Annotated in this window: 23 protein-coding genes; 11 read left to right on the top strand and 12 right to left on the bottom strand. The window is 74.1% G+C overall.

Features of this window, described 5'->3' with window-relative positions; translation table 11 throughout:
• Nucleotides 1-27 precede the first annotated feature (27 nt).
• From A6F73_RS18155 to A6F73_RS18125, 7 genes are all read right to left on the bottom strand, one after another.
• On the bottom strand, nt 28-549 hold the full coding sequence (locus tag A6F73_RS18155) for a GNAT family N-acetyltransferase (protein WP_063348771.1): 522 nt from the start codon (nt 547-549) through the stop codon (nt 28-30).
• Between the two features lie 108 nt (nt 550-657).
• Nucleotides 658-1,929 (bottom strand): C40 family peptidase, encoded by a 1,272-nt coding sequence (locus A6F73_RS44050; RefSeq protein WP_063348770.1) that lies wholly within the window; start codon nt 1,927-1,929, stop codon nt 658-660.
• A gap of 238 nt (nt 1,930-2,167) precedes the next feature.
• Nucleotides 2,168-3,241 (bottom strand): hypothetical protein, encoded by a 1,074-nt coding sequence (locus A6F73_RS18145; protein ID WP_063348769.1) that lies wholly within the window; start codon nt 3,239-3,241, stop codon nt 2,168-2,170.
• Between the two features lie 78 nt (nt 3,242-3,319).
• A complete protein-coding gene (locus tag A6F73_RS18140) occupies nt 3,320-5,095 on the bottom strand; it encodes a threonine/serine exporter family protein (RefSeq protein WP_063348768.1) in 1,776 nt (591 codons plus the stop codon).
• A gap of 209 nt (nt 5,096-5,304) precedes the next feature.
• Entirely contained in the window at nt 5,305-5,958 is a 654-nt protein-coding gene (locus tag A6F73_RS18135; RefSeq protein WP_063348767.1) for a VTT domain-containing protein, read from the bottom strand.
• A gap of 164 nt (nt 5,959-6,122) precedes the next feature.
• Nucleotides 6,123-8,480, bottom strand: coding sequence for a hypothetical protein (locus tag A6F73_RS18130; RefSeq protein ID WP_063348766.1), 2,358 nt, complete (start codon nt 8,478-8,480; stop codon nt 6,123-6,125).
• 75 nt (nt 8,481-8,555) lie between these two features.
• Nucleotides 8,556-10,493, bottom strand: a complete 1,938-nt coding sequence (locus tag A6F73_RS18125) for an ATP-binding protein (protein WP_063348765.1) — start codon at nt 10,491-10,493, stop codon at nt 8,556-8,558.
• A gap of 343 nt (nt 10,494-10,836) precedes the next feature.
• On the opposite strand from A6F73_RS18125, the gene A6F73_RS18120 reads away from it, so the two are divergent.
• Nucleotides 10,837-11,154, top strand: coding sequence for a hypothetical protein (locus A6F73_RS18120; RefSeq protein ID WP_063348764.1), 318 nt, complete (start codon nt 10,837-10,839; stop codon nt 11,152-11,154).
• Between the two features lie 52 nt (nt 11,155-11,206).
• Here the strand turns inward: A6F73_RS18120 and A6F73_RS18115 are convergent, their stop codons facing one another.
• Entirely contained in the window at nt 11,207-12,442 is a 1,236-nt protein-coding gene (locus A6F73_RS18115; RefSeq protein WP_063348763.1) for a TetR/AcrR family transcriptional regulator, read from the bottom strand.
• Nucleotides 12,443-12,651: 209 nt separating this feature from the next.
• On the opposite strand from A6F73_RS18115, the gene A6F73_RS18110 reads away from it, so the two are divergent.
• On the top strand, nt 12,652-13,809 hold the full coding sequence (locus tag A6F73_RS18110) for an acyl-CoA dehydrogenase family protein (RefSeq protein ID WP_063348762.1): 1,158 nt from the start codon (nt 12,652-12,654) through the stop codon (nt 13,807-13,809).
• Nucleotides 13,810-13,970: 161 nt separating this feature from the next.
• On the opposite strand, the gene A6F73_RS18105 is transcribed toward A6F73_RS18110, so the two are convergent.
• Nucleotides 13,971-14,237, bottom strand: a complete 267-nt coding sequence (locus A6F73_RS18105) for a hypothetical protein (protein ID WP_063348761.1) — start codon at nt 14,235-14,237, stop codon at nt 13,971-13,973.
• 143 nt (nt 14,238-14,380) lie between these two features.
• Here A6F73_RS18105 and A6F73_RS18100 point away from each other — a divergent pair, with 143 nt between their 5' ends.
• A complete protein-coding gene (locus A6F73_RS18100; protein ID WP_063348760.1) occupies nt 14,381-14,698 on the top strand; it encodes a hypothetical protein in 318 nt (105 codons plus the stop codon).
• Nucleotides 14,699-14,772: 74 nt separating this feature from the next.
• On the opposite strand, the gene A6F73_RS18095 is transcribed toward A6F73_RS18100, so the two are convergent.
• The gene (locus tag A6F73_RS18095) at nt 14,773-15,384 is read right to left on the bottom strand and encodes a TetR/AcrR family transcriptional regulator (protein ID WP_063348759.1); all 612 of its coding nucleotides are present in this window, start codon (nt 15,382-15,384) and stop codon (nt 14,773-14,775) included.
• A 135-nt stretch (nt 15,385-15,519) separates the two neighbouring features.
• Here A6F73_RS18095 and A6F73_RS18090 point away from each other — a divergent pair, with 135 nt between their 5' ends.
• Nucleotides 15,520-17,076: an MFS transporter gene (locus A6F73_RS18090; protein ID WP_063348758.1), complete on the top strand. Its 1,557-nt coding sequence runs from the start codon at nt 15,520-15,522 to the stop codon at nt 17,074-17,076.
• A gap of 79 nt (nt 17,077-17,155) precedes the next feature.
• Here the strand turns inward: A6F73_RS18090 and A6F73_RS18085 are convergent, their stop codons facing one another.
• Nucleotides 17,156-17,434, bottom strand: a complete 279-nt coding sequence (locus A6F73_RS18085; protein ID WP_063348757.1) for a type II toxin-antitoxin system RelE/ParE family toxin — start codon at nt 17,432-17,434, stop codon at nt 17,156-17,158.
• 5 nt (nt 17,435-17,439) lie between these two features.
• On the bottom strand, nt 17,440-17,721 hold the full coding sequence (locus A6F73_RS18080; protein ID WP_244293429.1) for a type II toxin-antitoxin system prevent-host-death family antitoxin: 282 nt from the start codon (nt 17,719-17,721) through the stop codon (nt 17,440-17,442).
• A gap of 175 nt (nt 17,722-17,896) precedes the next feature.
• Here A6F73_RS18080 and A6F73_RS18075 point away from each other — a divergent pair, with 175 nt between their 5' ends.
• The 7 genes from A6F73_RS18075 (at nt 17,897) to A6F73_RS18045 (ending at nt 22,941) form a co-directional block, all read left to right on the top strand.
• Nucleotides 17,897-18,466, top strand: a complete 570-nt coding sequence (locus A6F73_RS18075; protein WP_063348756.1) for an isoprenylcysteine carboxylmethyltransferase family protein — start codon at nt 17,897-17,899, stop codon at nt 18,464-18,466.
• 292 nt (nt 18,467-18,758) lie between these two features.
• Complete coding sequence (gene tatA, locus A6F73_RS18070) at nt 18,759-19,055, top strand: Sec-independent protein translocase subunit TatA (RefSeq protein WP_063348755.1); 297 nt, start codon at nt 18,759-18,761, stop codon at nt 19,053-19,055.
• 151 nt (nt 19,056-19,206) lie between these two features.
• Entirely contained in the window at nt 19,207-20,637 is a 1,431-nt protein-coding gene (locus tag A6F73_RS18065) for a hypothetical protein (RefSeq protein ID WP_079135788.1), read from the top strand.
• 116 nt (nt 20,638-20,753) lie between these two features.
• Nucleotides 20,754-21,287 (top strand): potassium channel family protein, encoded by a 534-nt coding sequence (locus A6F73_RS18060; protein ID WP_079135787.1) that lies wholly within the window; start codon nt 20,754-20,756, stop codon nt 21,285-21,287.
• Between the two features lie 85 nt (nt 21,288-21,372).
• The gene (locus tag A6F73_RS18055; protein ID WP_063348754.1) at nt 21,373-21,783 is read left to right on the top strand and encodes a VOC family protein; all 411 of its coding nucleotides are present in this window, start codon (nt 21,373-21,375) and stop codon (nt 21,781-21,783) included.
• Nucleotides 21,784-21,880: 97 nt separating this feature from the next.
• Nucleotides 21,881-22,318, top strand: a complete 438-nt coding sequence (locus A6F73_RS18050; RefSeq protein WP_063348753.1) for an AraC family transcriptional regulator — start codon at nt 21,881-21,883, stop codon at nt 22,316-22,318.
• A complete protein-coding gene (locus A6F73_RS18045) occupies nt 22,315-22,941 on the top strand; it encodes a hypothetical protein (protein ID WP_063351294.1) in 627 nt (208 codons plus the stop codon). The genes A6F73_RS18050 and A6F73_RS18045 overlap by 4 nt, the downstream gene beginning before the upstream one ends.
• Nucleotides 22,942-22,963 lie beyond the last annotated feature (22 nt).

The following is a 22,963-nucleotide window of genomic DNA, read 5'->3' as shown; positions in this document are numbered from 1 at the left end:
GGGCGTCGCTTTCGGGCGGCATCCCATTTATTCCGTGCCCGATGCGCGGTGCTCCCCCGGCACCACCACCCAGTGGTTGCAGTGCAGGACGCGGTTGGCGAAGTCGACGTCGAGCTCGCCGAGCAGCCGGAAGCCGAGCGACCGGCAGATCCCGTTGGACGGGCCGTTGGCCGTCGCCGGGAAGGCGTGCACCGGGCCCCACCGGCCGTCCCGGGCGGCCGCGTCCAGCAGTTCCCGGACGGCCGCCTTGGCGAGGCCGCGCCCCTGGAACTCGGGCAGCACCATCCAGCCGATCTCGGCCACGGCGGCGCCGTCCTCCTCGTGCGACCAGAGCGTGACGGAGCCGGCCACCACCTCCGGCCCGGCGCCGTCCGGGACGATCACCTTGATCCACGAACGGTCCTCGGCGACCTCCACGACGTCCTTGCGCAGCCGCTCCCGCACCCGCTCCTCCGGCAGCGGCCCGCCCAGCTCGGCCATCATCACCGCGTCGCACCGCATCCGGACGTACGCCCCGACGTCCCCCGCCTCGACGTCCCGCAGCCTCATCGCGTCTCCTCCCGAGTGATCGACGCGGCCACGCTAGCGCCTGCCGCCGACAGCCCCGGCGCGAGCCGGGGCGCTAGGCCCTGTCCGGCCGATCTTGCCGGACAGGACCTACGGGCGGGCGTAGAAGTCGGGGGTGCCCATGATCCAGAGGCTGGCCTGTTTGACCGGCATGCCGACGCGGGGGGCCTCGATCATCTGGTCGTCGCCGATGTAGAGGCCGACGTGGTGGATGTCGACGGCGCGGCCGGTGTCCGTCCAGAACACGAGGTCGCCGGGGCGCAGCTGGCGGTAGCTGACCGGGGTGCTCTCGGCGTACTGGTCGGCGGCGAAGTGGTTGAGCTGTTTGCCGCCCTCGCGCCAGGCCATCATGGTGAGCCCGGAGCAGTCGTAGCCGGCCGGGCCCTCCCCGCCCCAGATGTAGGGCAGGCCGATCTTGGAGCGGGCGAAGGCGATGGCGGCGGCGGCGCCCTCGGCGGACCACAGGCGGTCGGCGGCGGGGGGTGCGGCCGGGGTGGCCTTGGCGGCGGCCTCGGCCGCGGCGGCCGCTTCGGCGGCGGCCTTCTCGGCGGCGGCGCGGGCGGCGGCCTCGGCCTCACGGGCGGCGATCGCCTCCAGGGCCTCGCTGCGCCGGCGTTCCAGGTCGACGGTGGTGTGCCGGGCGGCGGCCAGGTCGGTGAGGAGTTGTTCGCGGCGGCGGTCGGCAGCGACGACCGCCTCCTGCTGGGCCGCGAGCCGGGCCTCGGCCCTGGCCTTGGCGGCACCGACCTCGGTGGCGGCCTTCTCGGCGGTCTCGGTGGCGGCGCGGGCGGCGGCGGAGGCACGGGTCGCGGCGGCGGCGGTGGAGGTGGCGGCGTCGAGGATCTGCCGGGTGCGGTCGCTGGCGACGCCGATCACGGCGGCGCGGTCGCCGGCTTCGCGCGGGCCGTGGGCGCCGAGCAGGGCGTTGAGGGCGGAGAGGGCGGCGCCCGCGCCCTGGCGGTACGTTTCGGCGGCGAGCTGGGCGGCGTCCTCGGCGGCCGCGGTGCGGTCGGCCTCGGCGGCGGTGGCGCGCCGGGCGGCGGCGGTCTCGTCGGCGCGGGCCCGGACGAGGGCGAGCTGGGCGCCGTTGTAGGCCTCGACGGCCTGTTCGGCGCTGCGGCCGGCCTGGTCGAGTTCGGTCCGGGCGGCGGCGAGGCCGGCTTCGATGGCGGTGACGGAGGCGGCGGTGCGGTCGGCCTCGGCGCGGGCCCGGTCGATCTCCCCGGTGGTGGGGTACGGGTCCTCCGTCCGGGCGGGGCCGGCGGCCGGTTCGGGGTCCGCCGGGGCGGCCTGGGCTGCGGGGAGCAGCCCGAGCAGGGCGGTGAGGGACAACAGGAGGGTCGGCAGGAGCCTGCGCGCCACGAGACATCCCCTTCTCACGGGTCCGGAGGGGACGGCGGCGGACGGTCCGCGGCGCTCGGGCGGGGCGGCCGGGCGGAGCAGGTCCGACGAATCATCCCATCACATGACAGAACGGTCACTCGTCGATCATGTTCTCAACTCCGGCGGTTTTCACACCTCGAACGCGCTCCGCCGGGCGGGTGACCATCAGATGATCTGACCGCTAGTCACCTTCAGCCAGGCGCACAGGGCATACGAACTACCGGTGGATCCGGCGGGTGTGCGGACGCAGGTGGGGGTGTCGCCCGGACCGGTGCTCCACCCCGGTCGGACGAACCGCGTACGTCCGGTTGCGCCCCGCCCGGATCGCACGACGGCGCTGCTGCGCCCCGAGGGACGGGCCCCCACCGCTGTCGCCCGCGCCGTACGCCCCGCCCACCGCCGCCGGGGCGGCCCCGGCGGCGGCCGCCGAGCGGCGGTCCGCCAGCCGCGCCTGACGCCGGGCCAGGGCCCGGGCGGCGTGCGCGTCGAGGTGGGCGGTGGCCCGGGCGGACATCCGCTCGGCCACCCGATGGGCGGCGGGATGGTTCGCGGGCACCTTGTCGGGGGCGCCGGCGATCAGGTCGAAAAGCCAGGTGCGGGCCCGGTCCGCACGCCGGTGCAGCAGGCGCTCGCGCCGGAGCGCACGCGCCCGGCGGCGCGGGCGCGTGGCGTACCGCCAGCGGGCCCACGGGCTGCTCGGGCGGGCCAGCCGGATCGCCCCGATCCAGGACAGGCCGGGGACCATGATGCCGAGCAGGCCGGTCCACATCTTGCCCTTGATCAGGGTGATCACCGAGGCCAGGGCGTTCACCGAGATCACCGTGATCAGGCCCCACCTGGTCTCCTGGCTGGGCACCACGCCGAGCGGCACGTACCCGACCAGCAGCAGGGCGGTGAACAGGATCCCGAAGATCACCGCGTCCACCGACTTGCGGCCCTGCTCGCTCCAGTACACGTCGTCCAGGTGCAGGATCAGCGCGAACTCGTCCAGCACCAGGCCGCAGCCGATGCCGAAGACCAGCCCGAACCAGTCGATCCACGGGTGCCCGCCGTACGTGGCGAACACCCCGACGCCGCCGACCAGCAGGAAGCCCAGGCCGAACACCATGTGATGGATGTGCAGGCCGCCGGGGGTGACGTTGCCGAACCACCACCGCACCTCGGCACGGATCATCCGGACGCTGAACCGGATGAACACGAAGGAGGTGATGAAGCCGACCAGCAGCAGGAACAACGGCTGCTTGTGCGCGGCGACGATGTGCTCGCGGTAGCCGTCCAGCAGTGTGGTCATGCGTCTTACCTTCGTTCCTGGTCCTGCGTGCGGCCTGCCGTGACATGGCCCGGAGCCCAACACCGGTCCAACGTGCGGTCAGAACCCGCGGGTGCGTTTGGCCGCCCGGCGCGGCACGACCGGGTACAGCGACGGGCGCTCGCCGCCGACCGGCAGCTTCATGAACATCCGGGCGATCTCACCGCCCAGGTTCACCCCGATCGCCAGTGCCATCGCGATCGCCGCCGCCCGGGAGACGGACACCAGGCCCGCACTGGCGTGGCCCTGGGCGAAGGACAGCATCCCCAGGTAGAGCGCCGAACCGGGCATCAACGGGCCGATCGCGGCCGTCACGTACGGCAGCGCGGAGCCGTTGCGGTAGCGCGCCATCAGCTGGCCGAACAGGCCGACCAGGCCGGCCGCCACCCCCGTCGCCACGATCGGGGAGATGCCCGCGTTGTACGCCAGCACGCCGTAGCTGGCCCAGCCGATGCCGCTGTTCAGGGTGACCAGCGCGAGCGAGCGGCGGTCGGTCTGCAGCAGCGTGGCGAAGGCCAGGGTCAGCAGCATCGCGGCGATCATCTGGACCGGCGGGTAGGTGACGCCCGCCAGGCTCTCGTCCGGCCGCAGCTTCGCCTCGAAGCCGACCCCCAGGTAGAGGATCAGCATCACGCCGATCACGATGCCCGCGACCAGGTAGATCACTTCCAGCAGGCGGGCCGCGGCGGTGATGTAGAAGCCGGTCAGGCCGTCCTGGACGGCGGCGACCAGCGCCCGGCCGGGCAGCAGCGCGAACAGGCCACCGGTGATCACCACCGAGCCGCGCAGGCCCCAGTCGTTGAAGGACAGGATGATCCCGGAGGCGGCGGCCGGCATCGCGGCCGCCACGAACTGGTAGAACTCCGGCAGCCGGCGCCGGGCCAGCGTGGAGGCCAGCCGGTCGCCGAGGACGGCCGCGACGAAGGCGCTGGCGAAGACCAGCCAGGCCTTGTCGTCGATCCGCCCGCCGACCAGGAAGGTGGCCGCGCCGGCCAGCAGACCGGTGGTCAGCGCGAGCATCCAGCCCGGGTACGGGTGCCGGTTGCGGCGGATCAGGGCGAGCCGGCGGTAGGCGTCGTTGACCGTGACCTTCTCCGCGGTGATGTCCGCGACCAGCTCGTAGACCGCGTTCAGCCGGGTGTAGTCGGAGGTGCGGCGGCGCACCACCCGGTCGGCGGTGATCGGCGGCTCGACCAGCGAGGGCTGGTGCGAGATGCCGATCAGGGTGAAGGTCACCTGCGGCTCGCAGCGGTCCAGCCGGTAGGCGTGCGCGATGCCGAGCATCGCCGCCTCGACGTCCTCGGCGGCCTCGCCGCTGGCGAGCAGCAGCTCGCCGATGCGCAGCGTCAGGTCGAGGATGCGGGGGACGTTGCGGGTCGCGCCCGCGGAGGGGTGCAGCTCGCGGGCGGTCCGCTCGAAGGCGGGGCGCTCGGACATCGGCATGCGCAGCAGGGTGCGCATCCGGTCCGGCCAGGGCGCCTCGCCGGGGGCGCCGGCGGTCAGCTCCGGGACCGGGATGCCCATCGGCGGGGTGTAGCCGGCGGCCCGCCACTCCTCGGGGGTGAGGGTGTCCTCGGCGACCGATCGGCGGCGGGCGGGGCGCGCGTCCTCCGGGCCGGGTGCCTGTCCGGGCGCGGGGTGCGGCCCGAGCGCAGGGTGCGGCCCAGACCCGGGGGTCGCCCCGGACTCGGCGGGCGGCTCCCGCTCCGGCTCCGGGGACAGCAGGCCCCTGGTCTCCGTGATCGGCGGGACGAAGGGGACGACGGTGGCGGGCTCGACGGTCGGAGCCGGATGGCCCAGCAGGCCCTCGGTGGGCGGCGCCTCGGCGGGGTCCACCGGCCGTACCGGCGGCGTCCGCCGGGTCTGACGGACCGCCCGGCCTCCCCTCGCCCGCTTGCCTGCGCCCGGTCGGCCCCGCTTAGGCACTTCCGCTCCTTGCCACCCCTGGCGGCCGTCGGCCACCGTTCGATCTCGGGTTACACCTTGCCTGATCGAACTGCCGGACGCACATGTACGCGGCGTACCCCGACGGGGGCCGCGGACTCCTACCCGGCGCGGTGGCGGTCGGCGGACGCCGCGCCGGAACGGCGGGCCCGCAGCAGTTCGACCGCCACCGGGACCACCGAGACCAGCACGATGCCGACCAGGATCGCCTCGATGTTCTCCCGGACGAACGGGATCTGGCCCAGGAAGTAGCCGAGCACGGTGACGCCGGCGCCCCACAGCACGCCGCCGACGAGGTTGAAGACCACGAAGGTGCGGTAGTTCATCCTGCTCACCCCGGCGACGATCGGGGTGAAGGTGCGCACGATCGGCACGAAGCGGGCCAGCACGATCGCCTTGGGCCCGTGCCGGTCGAAGAAGGCGGCGGCCTTCTCCACGTTCTCCTGCTTGAAGAGCCGGGAGTCGGCGCGGCGGAACAGGCTCGGCCCGACCTTGCGGCCGAACAGGTAGCCGACTTGGTCCCCCGCCACCGCGGCGGCCACGATCAGCGCGCAGACCAGCCAGAGCGGCTGGTGCAGGTAGGTGCCGTCGGCCACCAGCAGGCCGGTGGTGAACAGCAGCGAGTCCCCCGGCAGGAAGAAGCCGATCAGCAGACCGGACTCGGCGAAGACGATGGCCAGGATGCCGATCAGGCCGAAGGCGGAGATCAGGTTGGTCGGATCGAGCCAGGACGGGCCGAGGGCGAGGCTGGTCACGGGCGGACACTCCTGGGGGTCGAGTCTTGGCAATGAAATGGTAAAGCATTTACCAAGACTCGACAGATCCCGGGATGGTTCCCGCTCCGGGCACGCGCGCCCCGCCCCCGCGGCGCGCGTGCCCGGAGCGGGTTAGAGCCGGACCGGGCTGGAGCGGGAACGGATCAGAGGCCGTAGCGCTCGACGATCTCCTCGTGCCGGGCGGCGTCCGCGCCCGCCGCCTTGGCCAGGTCGAGCCAGGCGAGCGGGTGCGGCCAGTCGCCGGTGAGCCGGTGCAGCAGCGCGTCGGCCTCGGCGGCGGAGGCCGTCGGCGGCACCCCGAGGGCGGCGTAGACGCCAGGCAGCGTGCCGTCCTCGTCGGCCGGGTCGGTGATGCGGTACTGCTCCCCGCTGTACGCCCAGACCGCGAAGCCGGCCTGCTGGAGGCTCTCGCGCAGCGCCGCCCACGGCTCGTCGCCGGGCCAGCCGCCGTCGATCCAGTAGGTGGTGTACCCCGCCGGGTCGAGCAGGGTGAGCAGTTCGAACACCGGGTGCCAGCCGCGCCGCTCCTCCTCGGGGGCGTCCTCGGCCGGCGGCGGCTCCAGCAGCGCCGGGGCGAAGACCACCACGTCGCCGTGGTTGAGCGTCAGGTCTTCGCCGAGCACCGGCAGGATCCGGGCGGTGGCCGGACCGGTGCGGACGGCGGGCAGGTCGGCGGTGGCGCCGTTGGTGCGGGTGGCCCGGACGGTGACCAGCTGCCACTCCTCGTCCACCGGCCCCTCGGGCTCGTCGAACTCGATGCCGAGCAGCGCGCCCGCGGAACGGACCGCGGCCCAGTCCCGGTTGGCGGTGGCCGCCGTGATCAGGTGCCAAAGGTCGGGCTCCTGGACGGTGCGGTGGCGCTCCTCCTCCGGGGCGGCCTCGGCGGGCAGCGCGTGCTCCAGGAGCTCCTGGTACAGCCGCTGCGCGGTGGCGTGGTCGCCCAGCTCGGTGGCGGCGCCGGCGGCCAGCCGGCGGGTGTTGATCCGGCCGGCGTCCAGGGCGAGGATCGCCTCGCACTGCTCCAGCACCTCGGCCCAGCGGCCCTCGGCGGCGGCCCAGCGGGCGCGTATCCAGTGCCCGTCCTCCGGGCTGTCGTCGGCCAGCCGGTCGGCGAGGCGGCGGACACCCTCCCCGTCCCCCGCGTCGATCAGGGCGGAGCCGAGCATGCCGATCAGCACCTCGTCGGCCGGGGCGGTGTCGAGCCAGTGCCAGAGCAGGTCGGCGGCGGCCCGGGCGTGGCCGAGGCCGCCGAGCACCGCGGCCAGGTTGACGGCCAGTTCGGTGGCGCCGGCCTGCTCACCCCGGTACCGGTCCAGGGCGACGGAGAGCAGGTCGGCGCCGGTCTCGTAGGGCACTCCGACCTCGGCCAGGTGCGCCGTCAGCTCGCCGGGCGGGACGGGCAGCCCGGGCTCCGGCAGCGCCTCGGCGGCCGCCCGCAGCGCGGCGACCTCCGCGGCCACGCCGTCGGTGCGGCGCAGCTGGGCGAGCTTGCGCTCCCCGGTCGCGGCGAGGGTCAGCGCCACCGTCCGGGCGCCGCGGGCGAGGGCGAGCCGACCCGCCGCCAGCAGCAGGTCCACGCACGGGCGGTGCGAGCCGGTGCCGTCCAGGTAGCCGACCCAGCCGGCCACGGCGGCGCCCAGTTCGGCGTCGTTCTCCCAGGCGCCGGCCGCGACCAGCAGCTCGACCGTGTGCGTCCAGCCGTCCCGCAGGTCGGCGTGGCGCTCGGCGGCCTCCCGGTCGGGCAGCAGCGCCAGCGCCTCCTCCGTCCGGCCGAGCGAGGCCAGCGCACGGGCCCGCAGCAGGCCGCCCCAGAGCCGGTCGCTCTCGTCGATCTCGTGGCCGCGGGAGCGCTCGGCCTGCTCGGCGGTGTCGAGCAGCGCGAGCACCTCCGGGTGCCGGCCGAGCCGGTGCAGGGTGCCGGCCCGGGCGTGGTGGAAGTGCAGCGAGAGCCGCTCGCCGGCCGCCTGGATCCGGGTGGCGGCGGTGTCCAGGTGGGCGAGCGCCTCGGTGTGGCGGCCGTCGTCCTCCAGCGCGTCGGAGTACTCGCGGGAGAGGCAGTCGAAGCAGGCGCGGCCGGGCTCGATCCGCTCCAGCGTCTCGCCAAGCACCGCCAGCCGCTCCGGCACGTAGCCGGGGCCGTCGACCCGGGCGTGGCAGATCGCGAAGTCCTGCACCACGCAGACGGACTGCGGGCAGCCCGCCGTCTCCTCGCGGTGGGCGAACTCCAGCAGGTCGACCGCCTCGGGCAGGGCCTGCTCGCCCTGGTGGCGCTTGTTCAGCAGGTTCTGCATCCGCCAGTGCCGCAGGTAGACCTCGACCCAGGGCAGGCCGAGCGCCCTGGAGGCGGCCAGCGCCTCCGGGTAGACGGCGTCCACCTGGTCGTTGCGGCCCTCGTTGGCGTGGCCGGGCAGCTCGTAGATGGCGTCGGCCAGCCGCCGGTGGCCGGCCTCGGCCAGCTGGCGGTGGGCGTCGTGGACCCAGGCCCAGATGTCGGTACTCATGTGGTGTCCCCCTGCGTGGTGCTGATGTGATGTCTACCGCGGACCACTGACAATCCGTCCGTCACGCCTCGTCCGTCACGCCTCGTCCGGGAGGGCGTCGAGGGTGTCCGGGACGCCCGGCAGGCCGGCCGGGACGGCGGCGGTCAGCGCCGAGACCGCGGTGCCGACGCCGGACAGCGCGGCGGTGAGGTCGCCGCCGGACGCGCCGGTCGAGCCCGCCGAGGCGGCGGCCATGATCACCTTGAGCGAGCGGAGCAGCCCGGCCGCCGTGGCACTGCCGGTGTGCCCGGCACGGTAGGCGGCGAGCAGGTCCAGCACGGCCGGGCAGGACAGGTTGAGGTAGAGGCGGGCCCTGACCTCGCCGTCGGTGCGGGCGGTGAACGCCCGGGCCAGCCGCAGCGCCGCGGACGGGATCCGGGCGTCGGCCTGGTCGTCCTCGATCCGGGCCTTCAGCTCGGCCTCGCGGTCCGGCACCAGGACCAGCGGCAGGCCGGGCGGGTCGAACCGGGCCGGGACGAGTTGCTCGCCCTCGTCGGCGAGGGCGCCGGCCAGCCAGGCCGCCTCGCCGGCCGGCAGCGGCCGCTCCGGGTCGCGGAACAGCTCGCGGTCGCCGTGCTCGCTGCCCAGCTCGACCAGGCGGCAGCCGCGCAGCTGGGCGTAGCGACGCAGGAAGGGCAGGACGGCGTAGCGGTCGCCGCGGGCGATCGGCACCCGCATCGCCCGGTACAGCATCTCCTCGAAGCCGCCGCCGCTGCCGAGCGCGACGTGCACCGCGCCCCCGCCCGCGGCCCGCAGCGCGCCGGCCGTGAGGTCGCCCTGGGAGGTGGGGACGGGGACGTCGTCGGCGAGCAGGGTGAACAGCCGCTCGTCGCAGAGCGCGGCGCCGAGCAGGTCCTGGCCGTGCCGGGTGAGGATTCGGCGCCAGGCGGCGGGCCGCAGCCGGGCGGTCTCGTACAGGCCGTCGACGATGGCGTCGGTGAGGGCGCGCTGGAGCGCGCGGTAGTGGTCGTCGCGCTGGAGGTCCTCGCGGCTGGCGGTGGGGGTGAGCCGGCTGGACTCGACCACGCCGCCGATGAACCCGGCCCAGCTGGGCAGCAGGTCGCGGGCGTCCTCGGCGAGCAGCATGCCGCGCAGGTAGACGGCGAGGTCGCGGTTGTCGCTGCTGCCGTAGGTGCCACCGTCCTGGACCCAGAGCAGGCCGATCGCGTCGGTGCCTCCCTCGGCCCCTCCCCCGGTGCCGCTCTCGGCCGGGTGGACGGGGAAGGCGGTGAGCGGCTCGAAGCGGCGGCCGAAGGCGGTGGCGAAGCGCATCCGGGCGGTGTGCTGGTCACCCGGCACGCTGTGGCGCCAGGGCACCTCGACGTTGTTGACGGGCTGCTCGTCGTCGCCGACGTAGACCGGGATCGGCAGCAGCACGCAGTACCGGCCGAGCACGTCGCGCAGCGCGTCCTCGTCGGCGAGGTGGGCGTGTTCGGCCTTGAGGGTCAGCTCGACGACCGTGCCGGGGCGGGGCCGGGCGGCCACCGGGTCGACCTGGTACTGCTCGCCGCCCCGGCTGCGGTAGCGGTGGCCGAGGTGCGGTTCGCGGTGCGAGGTGGTGGTGACGGCGACCTCGTCGGCCACCGAGAAGGCGGAGAGGAAGCCGAGGCCGAAGGCGCCGATCAGCTCCTGGTTGCCGGTGAGGTCGCGCAGCATCCGGGTGTAGCCGGTGCCGACGGTGGCGAGGTAGGAGTGGATCTCCGGCTCGGTGAGGCCGGCGCCGGTGTCCTCGATGGAGACGGTCCGCCGGGTGGCGTCGCCGCGCACCCGGATCAGCGGGCGGTGGTCGCCGTCCGGGTCCTCCAGGAGTCGGCGGGTGTGCGAGTCGTGGGCGTTCTGGACGAGTTCGCGCAGAGCGACCAGCGGGGTGGAGTAGAGGTGGGTGGCGAGGACGTTCACCAGTCCGCCGAGATCGACCTCGGTCGTACGCAGATCCTCGGCGGGAGCGGGCTCGGGCGGGGCACCTTCAGACATGGGTCCCCAGTGTGCCAGTGCGACTATCTGGCCACCATTTCTTTCTCTCTGAGAAAACTCAGTCAACTCTGTGTTGACTGCACAGGGTTGTCCAACTCCGCCGCTTGTGCATCAACTTCCCTATCCACCAGCAGTTTTGATGGGTTGAGATGCCTTCGTCGCGGCCATCGGGCAATCTCCGGATACGGCGTCACCATGACACCATCGGGGGAATTGCCACCCGTTTGGTGGAGTTCGTCCGCGCTGCTGGTGAATGCTGAACGTGCGACGTCAGGCAACGGCGCCACGGAGCGGCCACTCCGGATCGCGCCACATTTCGCACCCCCAGCTCAGGGAGACCACTGTGTCCCGTATCCGCGCAGCCGCCGCCGTCACCGCCCTCGGGGCGTTCCTCCTCGTCGGCTTCGGCGCCGCCAGCGCCCACGCCGACAACGGCGCCGGCGCCCTCGACCACTCCAACAGCAGCGTCGTGAGCAACACCGGCTCCGCCAACGTCATCGGCAACGTCCACGGCAACGTGGTCGTCACCCAGCAGACGGCCACCGGCTCGGGCGCGAGCAACCAGAACAACGGCCTCGCCGCGACCGGCAACGGCGGCAACATCGGCGCCCTGCAGGGCAACGGCAACCTCGACGCCCGGGCCTTCTTCCCGGTCGGCTAGAGCCACCCCGCCCCGGGCGCAGCCACACCCCACGGGCCGGGTGCCCGCCCCCTCAACGCGGGGCGGGCACCCGGCCGCCGTCCGTTCCGGGCAGTCCGAGGACCGCCCGGCCGAGGTGCAGCAGGCAGTCCCCGAGGTCCGGGCGGGCGCTGTGCGGGCGGTTCCGCACCCCGTCGTTGACCAGCGCGAACAGGGCGTGGACCCGGATCCGGGCCTCGACCGCGTCGTACTCGGGCCGGACCTGCCGCAGCAGGCCGACCCAGGTGCGCAGGAAGTCGCGCCGGAAGTCCACCGCGACCCGGCGATCCGGCGGGGCCAGCCGCTCCGTCTCGCTCAGCATCGCGCCCAGGTAGTCGCCGTTGCGCAGCGCGAAGCCGACGTACGCGCCCAGGCCGGCCGCCAGCGCCGTCTCCGGCCCGGCGGCGGCCGCGAACGCGCCGTCCACCTCCTGCCAGAGCCGTTCGCGGCTGCGCACCAGCGAGGCGGCGAGCAACTGGGCCTTGCTGTCGAAGTGCCGGTAGACGCTGGGGCCGGAGATGCCGACGGCGGCGCCGAGTTGGTCGGTGCTGACGTTGTCGAAGCCGCGCTGGTGGAAGAGCCGGACGGCCGCCGCGAGCAGCTCCTCGCGGCGCGCCTGCGGCCTGGGCTCCGGCGGCCCGGGGGCGACGGGGTCGGCGGCGGAGACGGGGATGAGGGCGGGACCTGGGTGGACAGCGGGATCCGGGTGGGCGGCGGCGCCGCGCAGGGAGGCCGCGAGGACGGCGGCCACGAGCTCGCGCAGCACCGCCTCGGCGCGGCGCGGCTGCGGCGCGGCCGACTGGTAGGAGAGCCCGGTGCAGGCCGAGAGCGCCGACCAGCAGAGCAACTCGGCGTCCGGCGACGCAAGTTCCGGCCGGCCGGCGCGCAGCACGGCGGTCATCAGCGCGACGTCGGCGCGCAGTTCGCGGCGCAGCGCCGCCCGCCGGGCCGGCGGCAGCAGCCTGGCGTCGCGCTGCACCAGGGTGCCGAGCGGGCGGTGTCCGACCGCGACGGCGGCCAGCGCGGCGCCGAGGTCGCCGGTGGTGCGGGCCCCGCGCAGCCCGCAGGCCAGCGCGTCCAGCCCCAGCCGGACGGCGCGGTCGAGCAGTTCGGGCTTGCCGCGGAAGTGCCGGTAGAGGGCGGGCGCGGTGATGCCGACCCCGGCGGCGACCTCGGTCATGGAGACCTGGTGGTAGCCGCTGCGGTGGAACCGGTCGGCCGCCACGGCGAGGATCTGGGCGCGCCGCCCGGGCGGTCGTCGGACCACCATGGCGAGCCTCCCTCCCGCGCTCCGGACTGCCGACCGAAGGCTAGCAAGGATTCACTTGAGGGCGCCGACCGCCGGTGGCCACCGGCCTTTTCCGGGGCCGTCGACCCTGGACAGCCGAAGCTACCCGGGATTAACTTGTGAGGCCATCACCTGGCACGTTCAGCCCCCGCCGGCACCCGCAGCCGGTCACCACCGAAGGGAGCGCCGCCGTGCGCCGCACCGTGTTCAACGAGGACCACGAGGCCTTCCGGGAGACCATCCGGGACTTCATCGCCAACGAGGTCGTCCCGGTCTACGAGAACTGGGAGGCCGACGGCCACCCGCCGCGCGACTTCTACCGACAGCTCGGCGCGCTCGGCGTCTACGGCATCGAGGTGCCGGAGGAGTACGGCGGCGCGGGCGAGAGCGGCTTCAAGTACCAGACGGTGATCACCGAGGAGACCGCCCGGGCGGGCGTGAGCTTCGGCTCCTCGGGCGTGCACACCGCGCTGGTCCTGCCCTACCTGCTGGAGTACGCCACCGAGGAGCAGAAGCGGCGCTGGCTGCCCGGCTTCGTCTCCGGCGACATCATGACCGCCATCGCGATGACCGAGCCGGGCGCCGGCTCCGACCTCGCGGGCATCACCACCACCGCGCGGCTCTCCGAGGACGGCACCCACTACGTCCTGAACGGCGCCAAGACCTTCATCACCGGCGGCGTGCTGGCCGACCTCGTCCTGGTGGTCTGCCGCACCGCCCCGTACGACCCGGACAACCGCCGGGCCGGCCTGGCCATCCTCTGCGTGGACACCACGTCCCCCGGCTACACGGTCGGCCGCAAGCTGCAGAAGATCGGCCTGCGCACCTCGGACACCGCCGAACTGGCCTTCAGCGACGTCAAGGTGCCGGTGGAGAACCTGCTCGGCGAGGAGGGCCGGGCCTTCTCCTACCTGACCCACAACCTGGTGCAGGAGCGGCTGGCGATCGCCGTCAGCGCGTACGCGTCGGCGGCCGCGGCGGTGCGGTTCGCGCTCCAGTACGTCAAGGACCGCAAGGTGTTCGGCAAGGCGGTGGCCGAGTTCCAGAACACCAAGTTCACCCTGGCCGACTGCGAGGCCCAGGTGGTGGCACAGCAGTCGATGGTGGACCGCGCGCTGGAGCTGTACCAGCAGGGGGAGCTGACCGTCGCCGACGCGGCCGCCACGAAGCTGTTCTGCACCGAGTCGGCGTCCACCGTCATCGACAAGTGCCTTCAGCTGCACGGTGGTTACGGCTACATCCTGGAGTACCCGATCGCCCGGCTCTACACCGACAACCGGGTGTTCCGGATCTACGGCGGCACCAGCGAGGTCATGCGCAGCATCATCGCCAAGTCGCTCGGCCTGTAGACGGGGTAGGCGGGGCAGACGGGTCCACAGCCGCGGCGGGCCGCACCCCCATGGCGGCCCGCCGCACCCGGACGGGCGCACTCGGCCGGGGCCGGCGGGTGCGGCCCAGGCGGACGGGTGCGGCTCAGGCGGACGGGTGCGGCTCAGGCGGACGGGTGCGCTCAGTTGGGCGAACCGTGCTCCGCGCGCCAGGCCTCCCAGCCCGCACTGGACGCCACCTTCGCCTCGCGCAGCGCCCGCTGGGCGAACGCGGCCGGCGCGGTCTCCAGGCTGCGCACCCAGCTGCGGCCCGCCGTGGCCAGCGCCGCGCACACCATCGCCGCCCCGGCCACGCCGAGCACGGCGCCGATACCGGTGAGCAGCGCGCCGCCCGCCAGCAGCGAGCGATTGACCTGGAACCCGCCGGAGACTGTCTCGTTGATCGCCATGCCTCCACGATGCGGGCACTCGCCGGGGGCTGCACGTCGAACGGCTCCGGGTGCGCGAGCCGGGCGCGTCCGCGAACCTGGGCACACGGCGCCGGTCCGGGCGCCCGGGGTCGGCCCGGCCCGCCGGGTCAGGAGGACGCGCGATGCCCGATCTCGAACAGCTCGCCGTGGAACACCTCACCCGGGCGGCCGAGAGCCCACACGGGCGCAGCGCCCACCTGGTGCTCCACGACGGCGTCCTGCGGCAGACCGTGATCGCGCTGACCGCGGGCACCTCGCTGGACGAACACACCCCGCCGACCGCCGGCAGCGTCCAGGTGCTGCGCGGCCGGGTCTCGCTGACCATCGCCGGCCGGCACCAGGAGCTGCCGGTCGGACGGCTGGAGCCGGTGCCCCAGGAGCGGCACGGGCTGCTGGCCCACGTCGACTCGGTGGTGCTGCTGACGGTGGTCACCGCCTAGCGGGGCGGCGCCGTCGACAGCGGGCGGCAACTGTCAGCGGGCGACGGGCGACAGCGGGCGACGGGCGGCAGCCGTCAGCGGGCGACAGCGGGCGGTGACGGCACCGCGGGGCTGAGCACGCTTGCGCTGACCAGCCGCAGCCCGCGCAGGAAGTCCCGCCCGCTCGGCGCCAGTTCGGGGGCGGCCAGCCACTGGGCGGCGTACCCGGCCAGCAGGGTCTGATAGAAGGAGCCGCGGGCGATCTCCTCCTCGGTGTCCGGCACTTCGGGCAGCCCCTGGAACAGCGCGGCGAGACCGAGCCGGCCCTCCTTCTGCGCCTCCGCGAACGCGTGCGCCAGCTCGGGCGCGTGCGCGGCCTGGGCGAGCGCCTCGAACTGGGCCGCCCAGAGCCCGCGGTGCTCGGTGAAGACGGTCCTGAGGCCGTCCCAGACCGCGGCGAAGCGCTCCTCCGGGTCGTCCGACACCCGGTTGGCGGCGTCCACCACCGCGCCCAGGGCCGCCCCCATCTCCCCGATCGCCTCGATCATCGCCGCGTTGAGCAGCGCGTCCTTCGAACCGAAGTGGTAGCCGATCGCGGCCAGGCTGACGCCCGAGGCGGTCGCGACGTCACGGGCGGTGGTGCGCCCGTACCCCTTCTCGTACAGGCAGCGCTTGGCGCCGGCCATCAGGTCTTCGCGGTTTCCCATGACCCGATCCTACGGAAGGACTGCACAAATGTCTTGCACGAATGTCTCGCACGACCGTCTCGTACATTCGTCTCGCACGATCGATTTACACATATGTACTAGACAGACGTCTGACACGCCCGTACCGTCTTCCCCATGACCGCAACCACCGGCCGCGCAGGCCGTCGCGAATGGATCGGCCTGGCCGTCCTCCTGCTCCCGACCCTCGTCCTGGCCATGGACATGGGCGTGCTCTTCTTCGCCGTCCCCTTCATCTCCACCACGCTTGCGCCCAGCGGCACCCAGCAGCTGTGGATCATGGACATGTACTCGTTCCTGCTCGCCGGGCTGCTCATCACCATGGGCTCGCTCGGCGACCGGATCGGCCGCCGCCGGCTGCTGATGATCGGCGCCGCCGGCTTCATCGGCGCCTCGCTGCTCGCCGCCCGGGCCGACACCGCCGGCCAGCTGATCGCCGCCCGCGCCCTGCTCGGCGTCGCCGGGGCCACCGTGATGCCCTCGACGCTCGCGCTGATCCGCAACATGTTCCACGACCCCAAGCAGCGGCAGATCGCCCTCGGCGCCTGGGGCGGCGTCCTCACCGCCGGCGCCACCCTCGGCCCGGTCGCCGGCGGCCTGCTGCTCGACCACTTCTGGTGGGGCTCCACGTTCCTGGTCGCCGTCCCGGTGATGGCCCTGGTGCTGCTCACCGCGCCCGCCCTGCTCCCCGAGTACCGCTCCACCGCACGCACCGGCCGCTTCGACCTGCCCGGCGCCGCGCTCTCGATGGCCGCGATCCTGCCGCTGGTCTACGGCGTCAAGACCCTCGCCGTGGACGGCTGGAGCCCGCTGCCCGCCCTCGCCGTCCCGGCCGGCCTGCTGCTGGCCGCCGCATTCGTCCGGCGCCAGCGCACCGCCGCCGACCCGCTGATCGACCTCGGCCTGTTCCGGATCCGCACCTTCAGCGGCGCGATCAGCGTCAACACCATCGCGATGTTCGCGATGATGGGCTTCGCCCTCTTCACCTCGCAGTACCTGCAACTGGTCAAGGGCATGAGCCCGCTCACCGCCTCGCTCTGGTCGCTGGTGCCCAGCGTCGGCGTCGGCGCGGCCGTCGGCACCAGCTCGGCGCTGGCCGGCAAGGTCCGCCCGGCGGCCCTGATGGGCGGCGGATTCCTGGTCGGCGCGGCGGGCTTCGCGCTGATGACCCAGGTCGGCGCGCACTCCCCGCTGGCGCTCATCCTCGTCGCGGCGGGCGTCCTCGCCGCCGGCACCGTCGGCACCATGACCATGACCGCCGAAATGGTCGTCTCCGCCGCCCCCGTCGAGCAGGCCGGCGCCGCCTCCGCCACCTCCGAGACCGCCGTCGAACTCGGCAGCTCACTCGGCATCGCCCTGCTCGGCGCGGCCGGCGCCGCCGTCTACCGCCACCAGCTGGACGGCGCCCTCCCCGCGGGCGTCGACGGCGAGGCCGCCCGGACCGCCCAGGACACCCTCGGCGGCGCGGTCACCGTCGCCGGCCACCTGCCCGGCCGGATCGGCACGGACCTGCTGGAGACCGCCCGGGCCGCCTTCACCGACGGCCTGCACGTCGCCGCAGTGGTCGGCCTGGTCTTCGCCCTCGGCGCCGCCCTGCTGGCCTACCGCCTGATGCGCCACCTCCCCGCCGCCGCCCCGGCCCCGGAGACCGCACCCGAGGCCGTCACCGTCTGACCCACCAGGACCGATCCACGCGAGTCATCGAGAGCCCCCGCCCCCTCGGGCGGGGGCTCTCCGCCGTTCCCGCCGGCCCCTACCGGTGCCGGTAGACCTCACGACGGTTGCCGACCGCCATGACCCAGACGATCAGCACTCCGTCTTCGACCGTGTACAGCACCCGGTAGTCCCCCACCCTCAGCCGCCACCGGGCTTGGTGCCCCTGGAGCGACTTGATGTCGAAACCCGAGGTGTCGCCGACGTCCAGCGCCTTCTGCAACTCGGCGAGGCGGTGCAGGATGCGGACAGCGTCCGGCCTGGGCACCTTGAGAAGATCCCGTTGCGCGCCAGGACTGAACCGCGTGACATACCCCATCGCGCTCAGCCGTGGTGTTCGCGGAGCATGGCGGCCATTTCCTCCAGCGACACGGAGCCTTCGAGGCCCTCGGCCTCTGCCTCGTCCGCAAGGCGGTTCAGCCACTCGTCTTCGGCCTGCTCGGCGACTTCCCGCAGGCGCTGGTACTCGGCGATGTCGATCACCACCGCCTCCTGCCGACCGCGCCTCGTGATGATCGTCGGAGTCTCGTCACGTCGCGCCCGGTCGATCACATCCGCGAGATGACTCCGGACCTCGGCCATCGACTCGATCACTGGCTCGCTCATGACGTCAATGTAGCAGTTGTACATCTGTTGCTTATCGAGCCCGACGGGCGGGCCGGACGGTCCACCTGGGGGTGGAGGGCGGGGCGTCCACCCCCGGGGGCGTGTGTCGGCGGGCCCCGGGGAGGACCGTGAAGGGGTACGTGGCCCGTCCCTCCTCTCCGCCGGGAGCCGCCGTATGTCCCTGACGACCCTGCTCTCCCTCCTCGGCATGCTCTGCTGGGTCGGCTACGAGCTGCTGCTGCGCCGCCGCGAGGACTCCGCCGCCGGCACCTGGCGCGCGGACGGCCGCGACCGCGGCTCGACCCGGCTGCTGCTCGCCTGCTACGTCGCCGCGGTGCTGGTCGTGGTGCTGTTCGGCCGCGCCGGGATCGGCGAACTGCCGCCCTGGGCCCGCTGGTTCGGGATCGCACTGATCGCCGCCGGGCTGGCGCTGCGGGCCTGGGGCATGCGCACCCTGGGCCGCTACTACACCCGCACCCTGCGCACCGTGGACACCCAGCGCGTCGTCCGCAGCGGCCCGTACCGGCAGATCCGCCACCCCGGCTACGCCGGCAGCCTGCTGGTCTGGACGGGCTACGCGCTCGGCCTGGGCAGCTGGCCGGCGGCCCTGCTGGTGCCGGCGCTGCTGCTCGGCGCGTACGGCTGGCGGATCGCCGCCGAGGAGCGGCTGCTGCTGGCCGCCTTCGGGCCGGAGTACGCGCAATACCGGCGGATGTCGAAGCGACTCGTGCCCTTCGTGTACTGAACCGCCACCGATCGGGCGGTTGTCGGCTGCGGCCCCCGGCGACGGGAGCGAAGGGGCCCGAGGGGCGGGTGTTGCGCGGCGCGGTGCCGTGCGGGCTGGTCACGGGTGCGCGGGCCGGACCGGGCCGGTTCCGGCCGCTGCCGCGGGCGCTCGCGTTCCGCTCGAACGGCACCTGCTTTTTGGCCAGCGTTTCCCGGCCGGTGTATCCGTTCGCCGTCGTCGCCAGGCATACTGGCCAGCACGGGCGCTCGCCCACCCTTGACTCTAGACAAGAAGGGACCGGTGGCCAGGGATGCTGCGGAACGGTCTTGAGCCCTGGCACCTCCTGGTGGTGCTGGCGATCGTCATCCTGCTGTTCGGGTCGAAGAAGCTGCCGGAGATGGCCCGCGGCCTCGGCAAGTCGATGCGCATCCTGAAGGCGGAGACGAAGGCGCTGCGCGAGGACGAAGCCCCGGCGGACGCGGCGCAGAGCGCCGGCACCGCGCAGAGCACCGCCGCGCCGCAGCCGGCCGCCACGACCCCGCCGGCCGTCACGCCGACCAACGTGACCAAGGCCACCGAGACGAAGCGGCCCGAGACGGCCGTCTGAGTCCCGCTCTTTTCCGGAAGCCCCCGGTACCGTCCGATGACGGTGCCGGGGGTTTCTGCTGCATCCGGGCTGCTCACGGCGCTCCCGACTGGCCGTCCGATCTGATCCGTTATCTCCTGGTATGCACCTACCGGAGGAACGGAGTCGCGGCATGCCCACCGACGAACCGGGCGACGAGCCGCCCGTCAGACCGCCCGTCGGACCCCCGGGTGGACCCCCGGGCGGACCGTCTGCCGGACCGCCGGGCGGACCCCCCGGTGAACCCCCCGGTGAACCGCCCGCCGGGTCGCCCGACGAGCTGGCCGACCTGCGGGCCCGCCTGAACGCCGCCGAGGCCCACCAGGCGCGGCTCACCCGGCAGTTGGAGACCCGCCCGGACCGCCACCGGGTGCGCTCCCTCTTCGCCGTCCTGCTGATCCTGCTGGCCTGCGTGCTGACCCCGCTGAGCGCCGTCGCGGTGTGGGCGAGGTCGGAGATCGGCGACACCGACCGGTACGTCGCAACGATGGCGCCGCTGGCCAGGGACCCGGCGGTCAGAGCGGCCGTCACCAACCGGGTCACCGACGAGATCGTGACGCGGATCCCGGTCGACTCGCTGCTCGACACCATCGCCCCCGACGACCGGCCCAAGCTCGGCGCGCTGCTGAACGGCATCGGCCAGGCCCTCACCGACGGGCTCACCGGCTTCGTCCGCAACCAGGTCCAGCGGGTGGTGGACAGCAACGCCTTCGCCACCCTCTGGACGGACGTCAACCGGCAGGCGCACACCGCGATCGACCGGATGCTGACCGGGCAGGGCGGCGGCGCCGTCGAGGTCAGGAACGACACCGTGGTGCTCGACCTCGCCCCGGTGATCGCCCGGGTGAAGACCGCGCTGGTCGACAACGGGCTCACGCCGGCCGCGAGGATCCCGGAGATCCACACCTCGTTCACGCTGGTGCAGTCCTCCGCCATCCCCAAGGTCCGCACCGGCCTGCGGCTGCTGGACCTGGCCGGCTTCTGGATGCCGGTGCTCACGCTGGCCTGCGCGGTCGGCGGGGTGCTGCTCGCGGTCCGGCGGCGCCGGGCGGCGGTCACGGCGGCGCTGGGGATGGCCGGCGGGGCGCTGCTGCTGGGCATCGGGCTGAGCGTGTTCCGGGCCGTCTACCTGGACGGGCTCCCCGCCGGGGTGGACCAGTCGGCCGCCCAGGCGGTGTACGACGCGCTGGTGCGCTACCTGCGCTCCGCCGTCCGGGTGGTGATCGCGCTCGGCCTGGTCGTCGCGCTCGGCGCCTGGATCAGCGGCGGCGGGCGCTGGGCCCGCACCGCGCGCGGCGGCTGGCACGCGGGGCTCGGCGCGGCGCGGACCACCGCCGAACGGGCCGGGCTGCGGCTCGGCCCGGTCGGGCGGTTCGTCCACCGCTGGAAGGCCTGGCTGGGCTGGGCGGCGGTCGCGGGCGCGGCGCTGGCGTTCGTGCTGTGGAGCTATCCGACGGTGCTGGTGACGCTCTGTCTGGCGCTCGCGCTGGTCGCCGTCCTGGCGGTGCTGGAGCTGCTGGACGAGCCCGGCCGACCGGACGGAGGAGCCCCGGCCTCCGCCTGAGGGGCGGGTCGGCGGGGGCCGGTACCGCGGCCGCCGCCGACCCGCCCCCGGACGGTCCGGCCCGAACGGCCCAGCCCGGGACGCGCCCGACCCGGCGCAGCCGCAGGCTGGACGCGATGTCCGGAAGCCAGCCACCACCACCGCAAGGCCGGGTCGACCCGAGGTCCGCGCTCTGGCTGCTGGGCGCCTGCACCGCGCTGATCCTCGCGTACTGGATTCTCCCCCTGCGCCGGCTCGGCTACCACCACCCCGTCCTCAGCTGGCTCGTGTTCACCGCCGCGCTGGTCGGCCTGAGCGGCCTGCTGCTGGCGAAGACCACCGCCGTGCTGCGGGGCGACGCGAAGCGCCCGGTGGCCTGGCTGTCCTTCCTGATCTTCCTCGCGATGACCATCTTCGCCGCGACCTACTACGTCATGGCCGCCCGTCCGGGCGATTTCGATGGGCTGGTCACCCGGCTCGACGCCCTGTACTTCACCGTCGTCACCCTGGCCACCGTCGGCTACGGCGACATCACCCCGGCCGCACAGGCGCCCCGCCTCGTGGTGATCCTGCAGATCGGGTACACCTTCGTCTTCCTCGCCACGGCGGCGGGGACGCTGTCGCGGGCGATCCGGGCGAACGTCGAGACCCGGAGCCACCGCAAGCCGTGACGTTGTCCACAGGCTGTGGACGGCCGCGCCCGATCGGTCAGGATTCGAGAAGCACGCCCGCGCGGCCACACCTAGCATCGGCGCCATGGACATCACCATTCACACCAGCGTCCTCCCGCACGACGACCCGGACGCGTCCCTGGTCTTCTACCGCGACGTCCTCGGCTTCGAGGTCCGCGGCGACGTCGGGCAGGGCAAGATGCGCTGGATCACCGTCGGCCCCGCCGGGCGGCCCGACACCTCCATCCTCCTGGCGCCGCCGGCCGTCGACCCCGGGGTCACCGAGGACGAGCGCCGCACCATCGCCGAGATGATGGCCAAGGGCACCTACGGCTGGATCCTGCTGGCCACCCGGGACCTCGACGGCACCTTCCGGGCGGTGCAGGCCGGCGGCGCCGAGGTCGTCCAGGAACCGACCGAGCAGCCGTACGGCATCCGCGACTGCGCCTTCCGCGACCCCGCCGGCAACCTGATCCGCATCCAGGAGCTGCGCTGAGCCGTCCGGCCGCGCGCCGGCCGTACGGGCCGTGCAGTCCCTGACGACCGCGACGGCCGCGACGGCCGGAGTCGGGCCCGGTGAGAGGAGTCCTCCCGTGTGTCACCCCTCGTGGGCCCGCGCCCGCGCGGCGGCGCAGCGCCTGAAAGACCTCGCACGGCTGCGCCGCGTCCGGGACCGGATCGACCGCGAGTACGCGCGGCCACTCGACGTCCTGGCGCTCGCGCGCGACGCCGGCCTGGCGGCCGGGCAGCTCAGCCGCGAGTTCCGGCTGGCCTACGGCGACTCGCCGTACGGCTACCTGACGGCGCGTCGCGTCGAGCGCGCGGCCGCGTTCCTGCGCGGCGGCGGCCTCGGCGTCACCGCGGTCCGCCGCGCGGTCGGCTGCACCTCGCCGGACGCCTTCCGCACCCGCTTCGCCGAACTGGTCGGCATGCCGCCCGACGACTACCGGCGCCGCGCACGACGGGCCCCCGGACCGGTCAGGATTCGAGAAGCCCCGGCCACCGGGCCGCGCCTAGCGTGGAGGACATGACTTCCATCGACTCCCTCATCCTCGACGTCGCCGACCCCACGGCCGCCCGCAGTTTCTACACCACCGCCTTCGGCCTGGACACGCAGCTGCGCCTGCGGGCCTCGCAGGAGCCGACCACCGGCTTCCGCGGGTTCACACTGTCGCTCACGGTGTCCCAGCCCGCCACCGTCGACGGCTTCGTCGACGCCGCCCTCGACGCCGGCGCCACCGCCCTCAAGCCCGCCGCGAAGTCGCTCTGGGGCTACGGCGGCGTCGTCCAGGCCCCGGACGGGACGATCTGGAAGATCGCGACCTCCGCGAAGAAGGACACCGGCCCGGCCACCCGGCGGATCGACCAGCTCGTGCTCCTGCTGGGAGTCGCGGACGTCTCCGCGAGCAAGCGGTTCTACGTCGACCGCGGCCTCGCCGTGGCGAAGAGCTTCGGCCCGGTGTACGTCGAGTTCGCCACCGGGTCCAGCCCGGTCAAGCTCGCGCTGTACAAGCGCCGGGCCCTCGCCAAGGACGCCGGAGTCTCCCCCGACGGCAGCGGATCGCACCGGCTCGTGATCGGCGGCACCGCCGGAACCTTCACCGACCCGGACGGGTTCGTCTGGGCCGCCGAACAGCCCGCGGCCGCGCGCTGAAGCGCCCCGTCGGACAGAACTT

This window comes from Streptomyces sp. MJM8645 (assembly GCF_001625365.1).
Lineage (GTDB): Bacteria > Actinomycetota > Actinomycetes > Streptomycetales > Streptomycetaceae > Kitasatospora.
The sequence above is the reverse complement of the archived record's forward strand: the minus strand, read 5'-3'. Positions and strand labels throughout refer to the sequence as shown.

Coding starts and splice junctions, on each gene's coding strand:
- A6F73_RS18145 (WP_063348769.1), bottom strand. CDS start 3,241: ATGACCACACTGCTGGACGGCTACCGCGAGCACATCGTCGCCGCGCAC.
- A6F73_RS18045 (WP_063351294.1), top strand. CDS start 22,315: ATGACTTCCATCGACTCCCTCATCCTCGACGTCGCCGACCCCACGGCC.
- A6F73_RS18095 (WP_063348759.1), bottom strand. CDS start 15,384: ATGGGAAACCGCGAAGACCTGATGGCCGGCGCCAAGCGCTGCCTGTAC.
- A6F73_RS18090 (WP_063348758.1), top strand. CDS start 15,520: ATGACCGCAACCACCGGCCGCGCAGGCCGTCGCGAATGGATCGGCCTG.
- A6F73_RS18080 (WP_244293429.1), bottom strand. CDS start 17,721: ATGAGCGAGCCAGTGATCGAGTCGATGGCCGAGGTCCGGAGTCATCTC.
- A6F73_RS18115 (WP_063348763.1), bottom strand. CDS start 12,442: ATGGTGGTCCGACGACCGCCCGGGCGGCGCGCCCAGATCCTCGCCGTG.
- A6F73_RS18100 (WP_063348760.1), top strand. CDS start 14,381: ATGCCCGATCTCGAACAGCTCGCCGTGGAACACCTCACCCGGGCGGCC.
- A6F73_RS18130 (WP_063348766.1), bottom strand. CDS start 8,480: ATGAGTACCGACATCTGGGCCTGGGTCCACGACGCCCACCGCCAGCTG.
- A6F73_RS18105 (WP_063348761.1), bottom strand. CDS start 14,237: ATGGCGATCAACGAGACAGTCTCCGGCGGGTTCCAGGTCAATCGCTCG.
- A6F73_RS18065 (WP_079135788.1), top strand. CDS start 19,207: ATGCCCACCGACGAACCGGGCGACGAGCCGCCCGTCAGACCGCCCGTC.
- A6F73_RS18055 (WP_063348754.1), top strand. CDS start 21,373: ATGGACATCACCATTCACACCAGCGTCCTCCCGCACGACGACCCGGAC.
- A6F73_RS18075 (WP_063348756.1), top strand. CDS start 17,897: ATGTCCCTGACGACCCTGCTCTCCCTCCTCGGCATGCTCTGCTGGGTC.
- tatA (WP_063348755.1), top strand. CDS start 18,759: ATGCTGCGGAACGGTCTTGAGCCCTGGCACCTCCTGGTGGTGCTGGCG.
- A6F73_RS18155 (WP_063348771.1), bottom strand. CDS start 549: ATGAGGCTGCGGGACGTCGAGGCGGGGGACGTCGGGGCGTACGTCCGG.
- A6F73_RS18085 (WP_063348757.1), bottom strand. CDS start 17,434: ATGGGGTATGTCACGCGGTTCAGTCCTGGCGCGCAACGGGATCTTCTC.
- A6F73_RS18125 (WP_063348765.1), bottom strand. CDS start 10,493: ATGTCTGAAGGTGCCCCGCCCGAGCCCGCTCCCGCCGAGGATCTGCGT.
- A6F73_RS18060 (WP_079135787.1), top strand. CDS start 20,754: ATGTCCGGAAGCCAGCCACCACCACCGCAAGGCCGGGTCGACCCGAGG.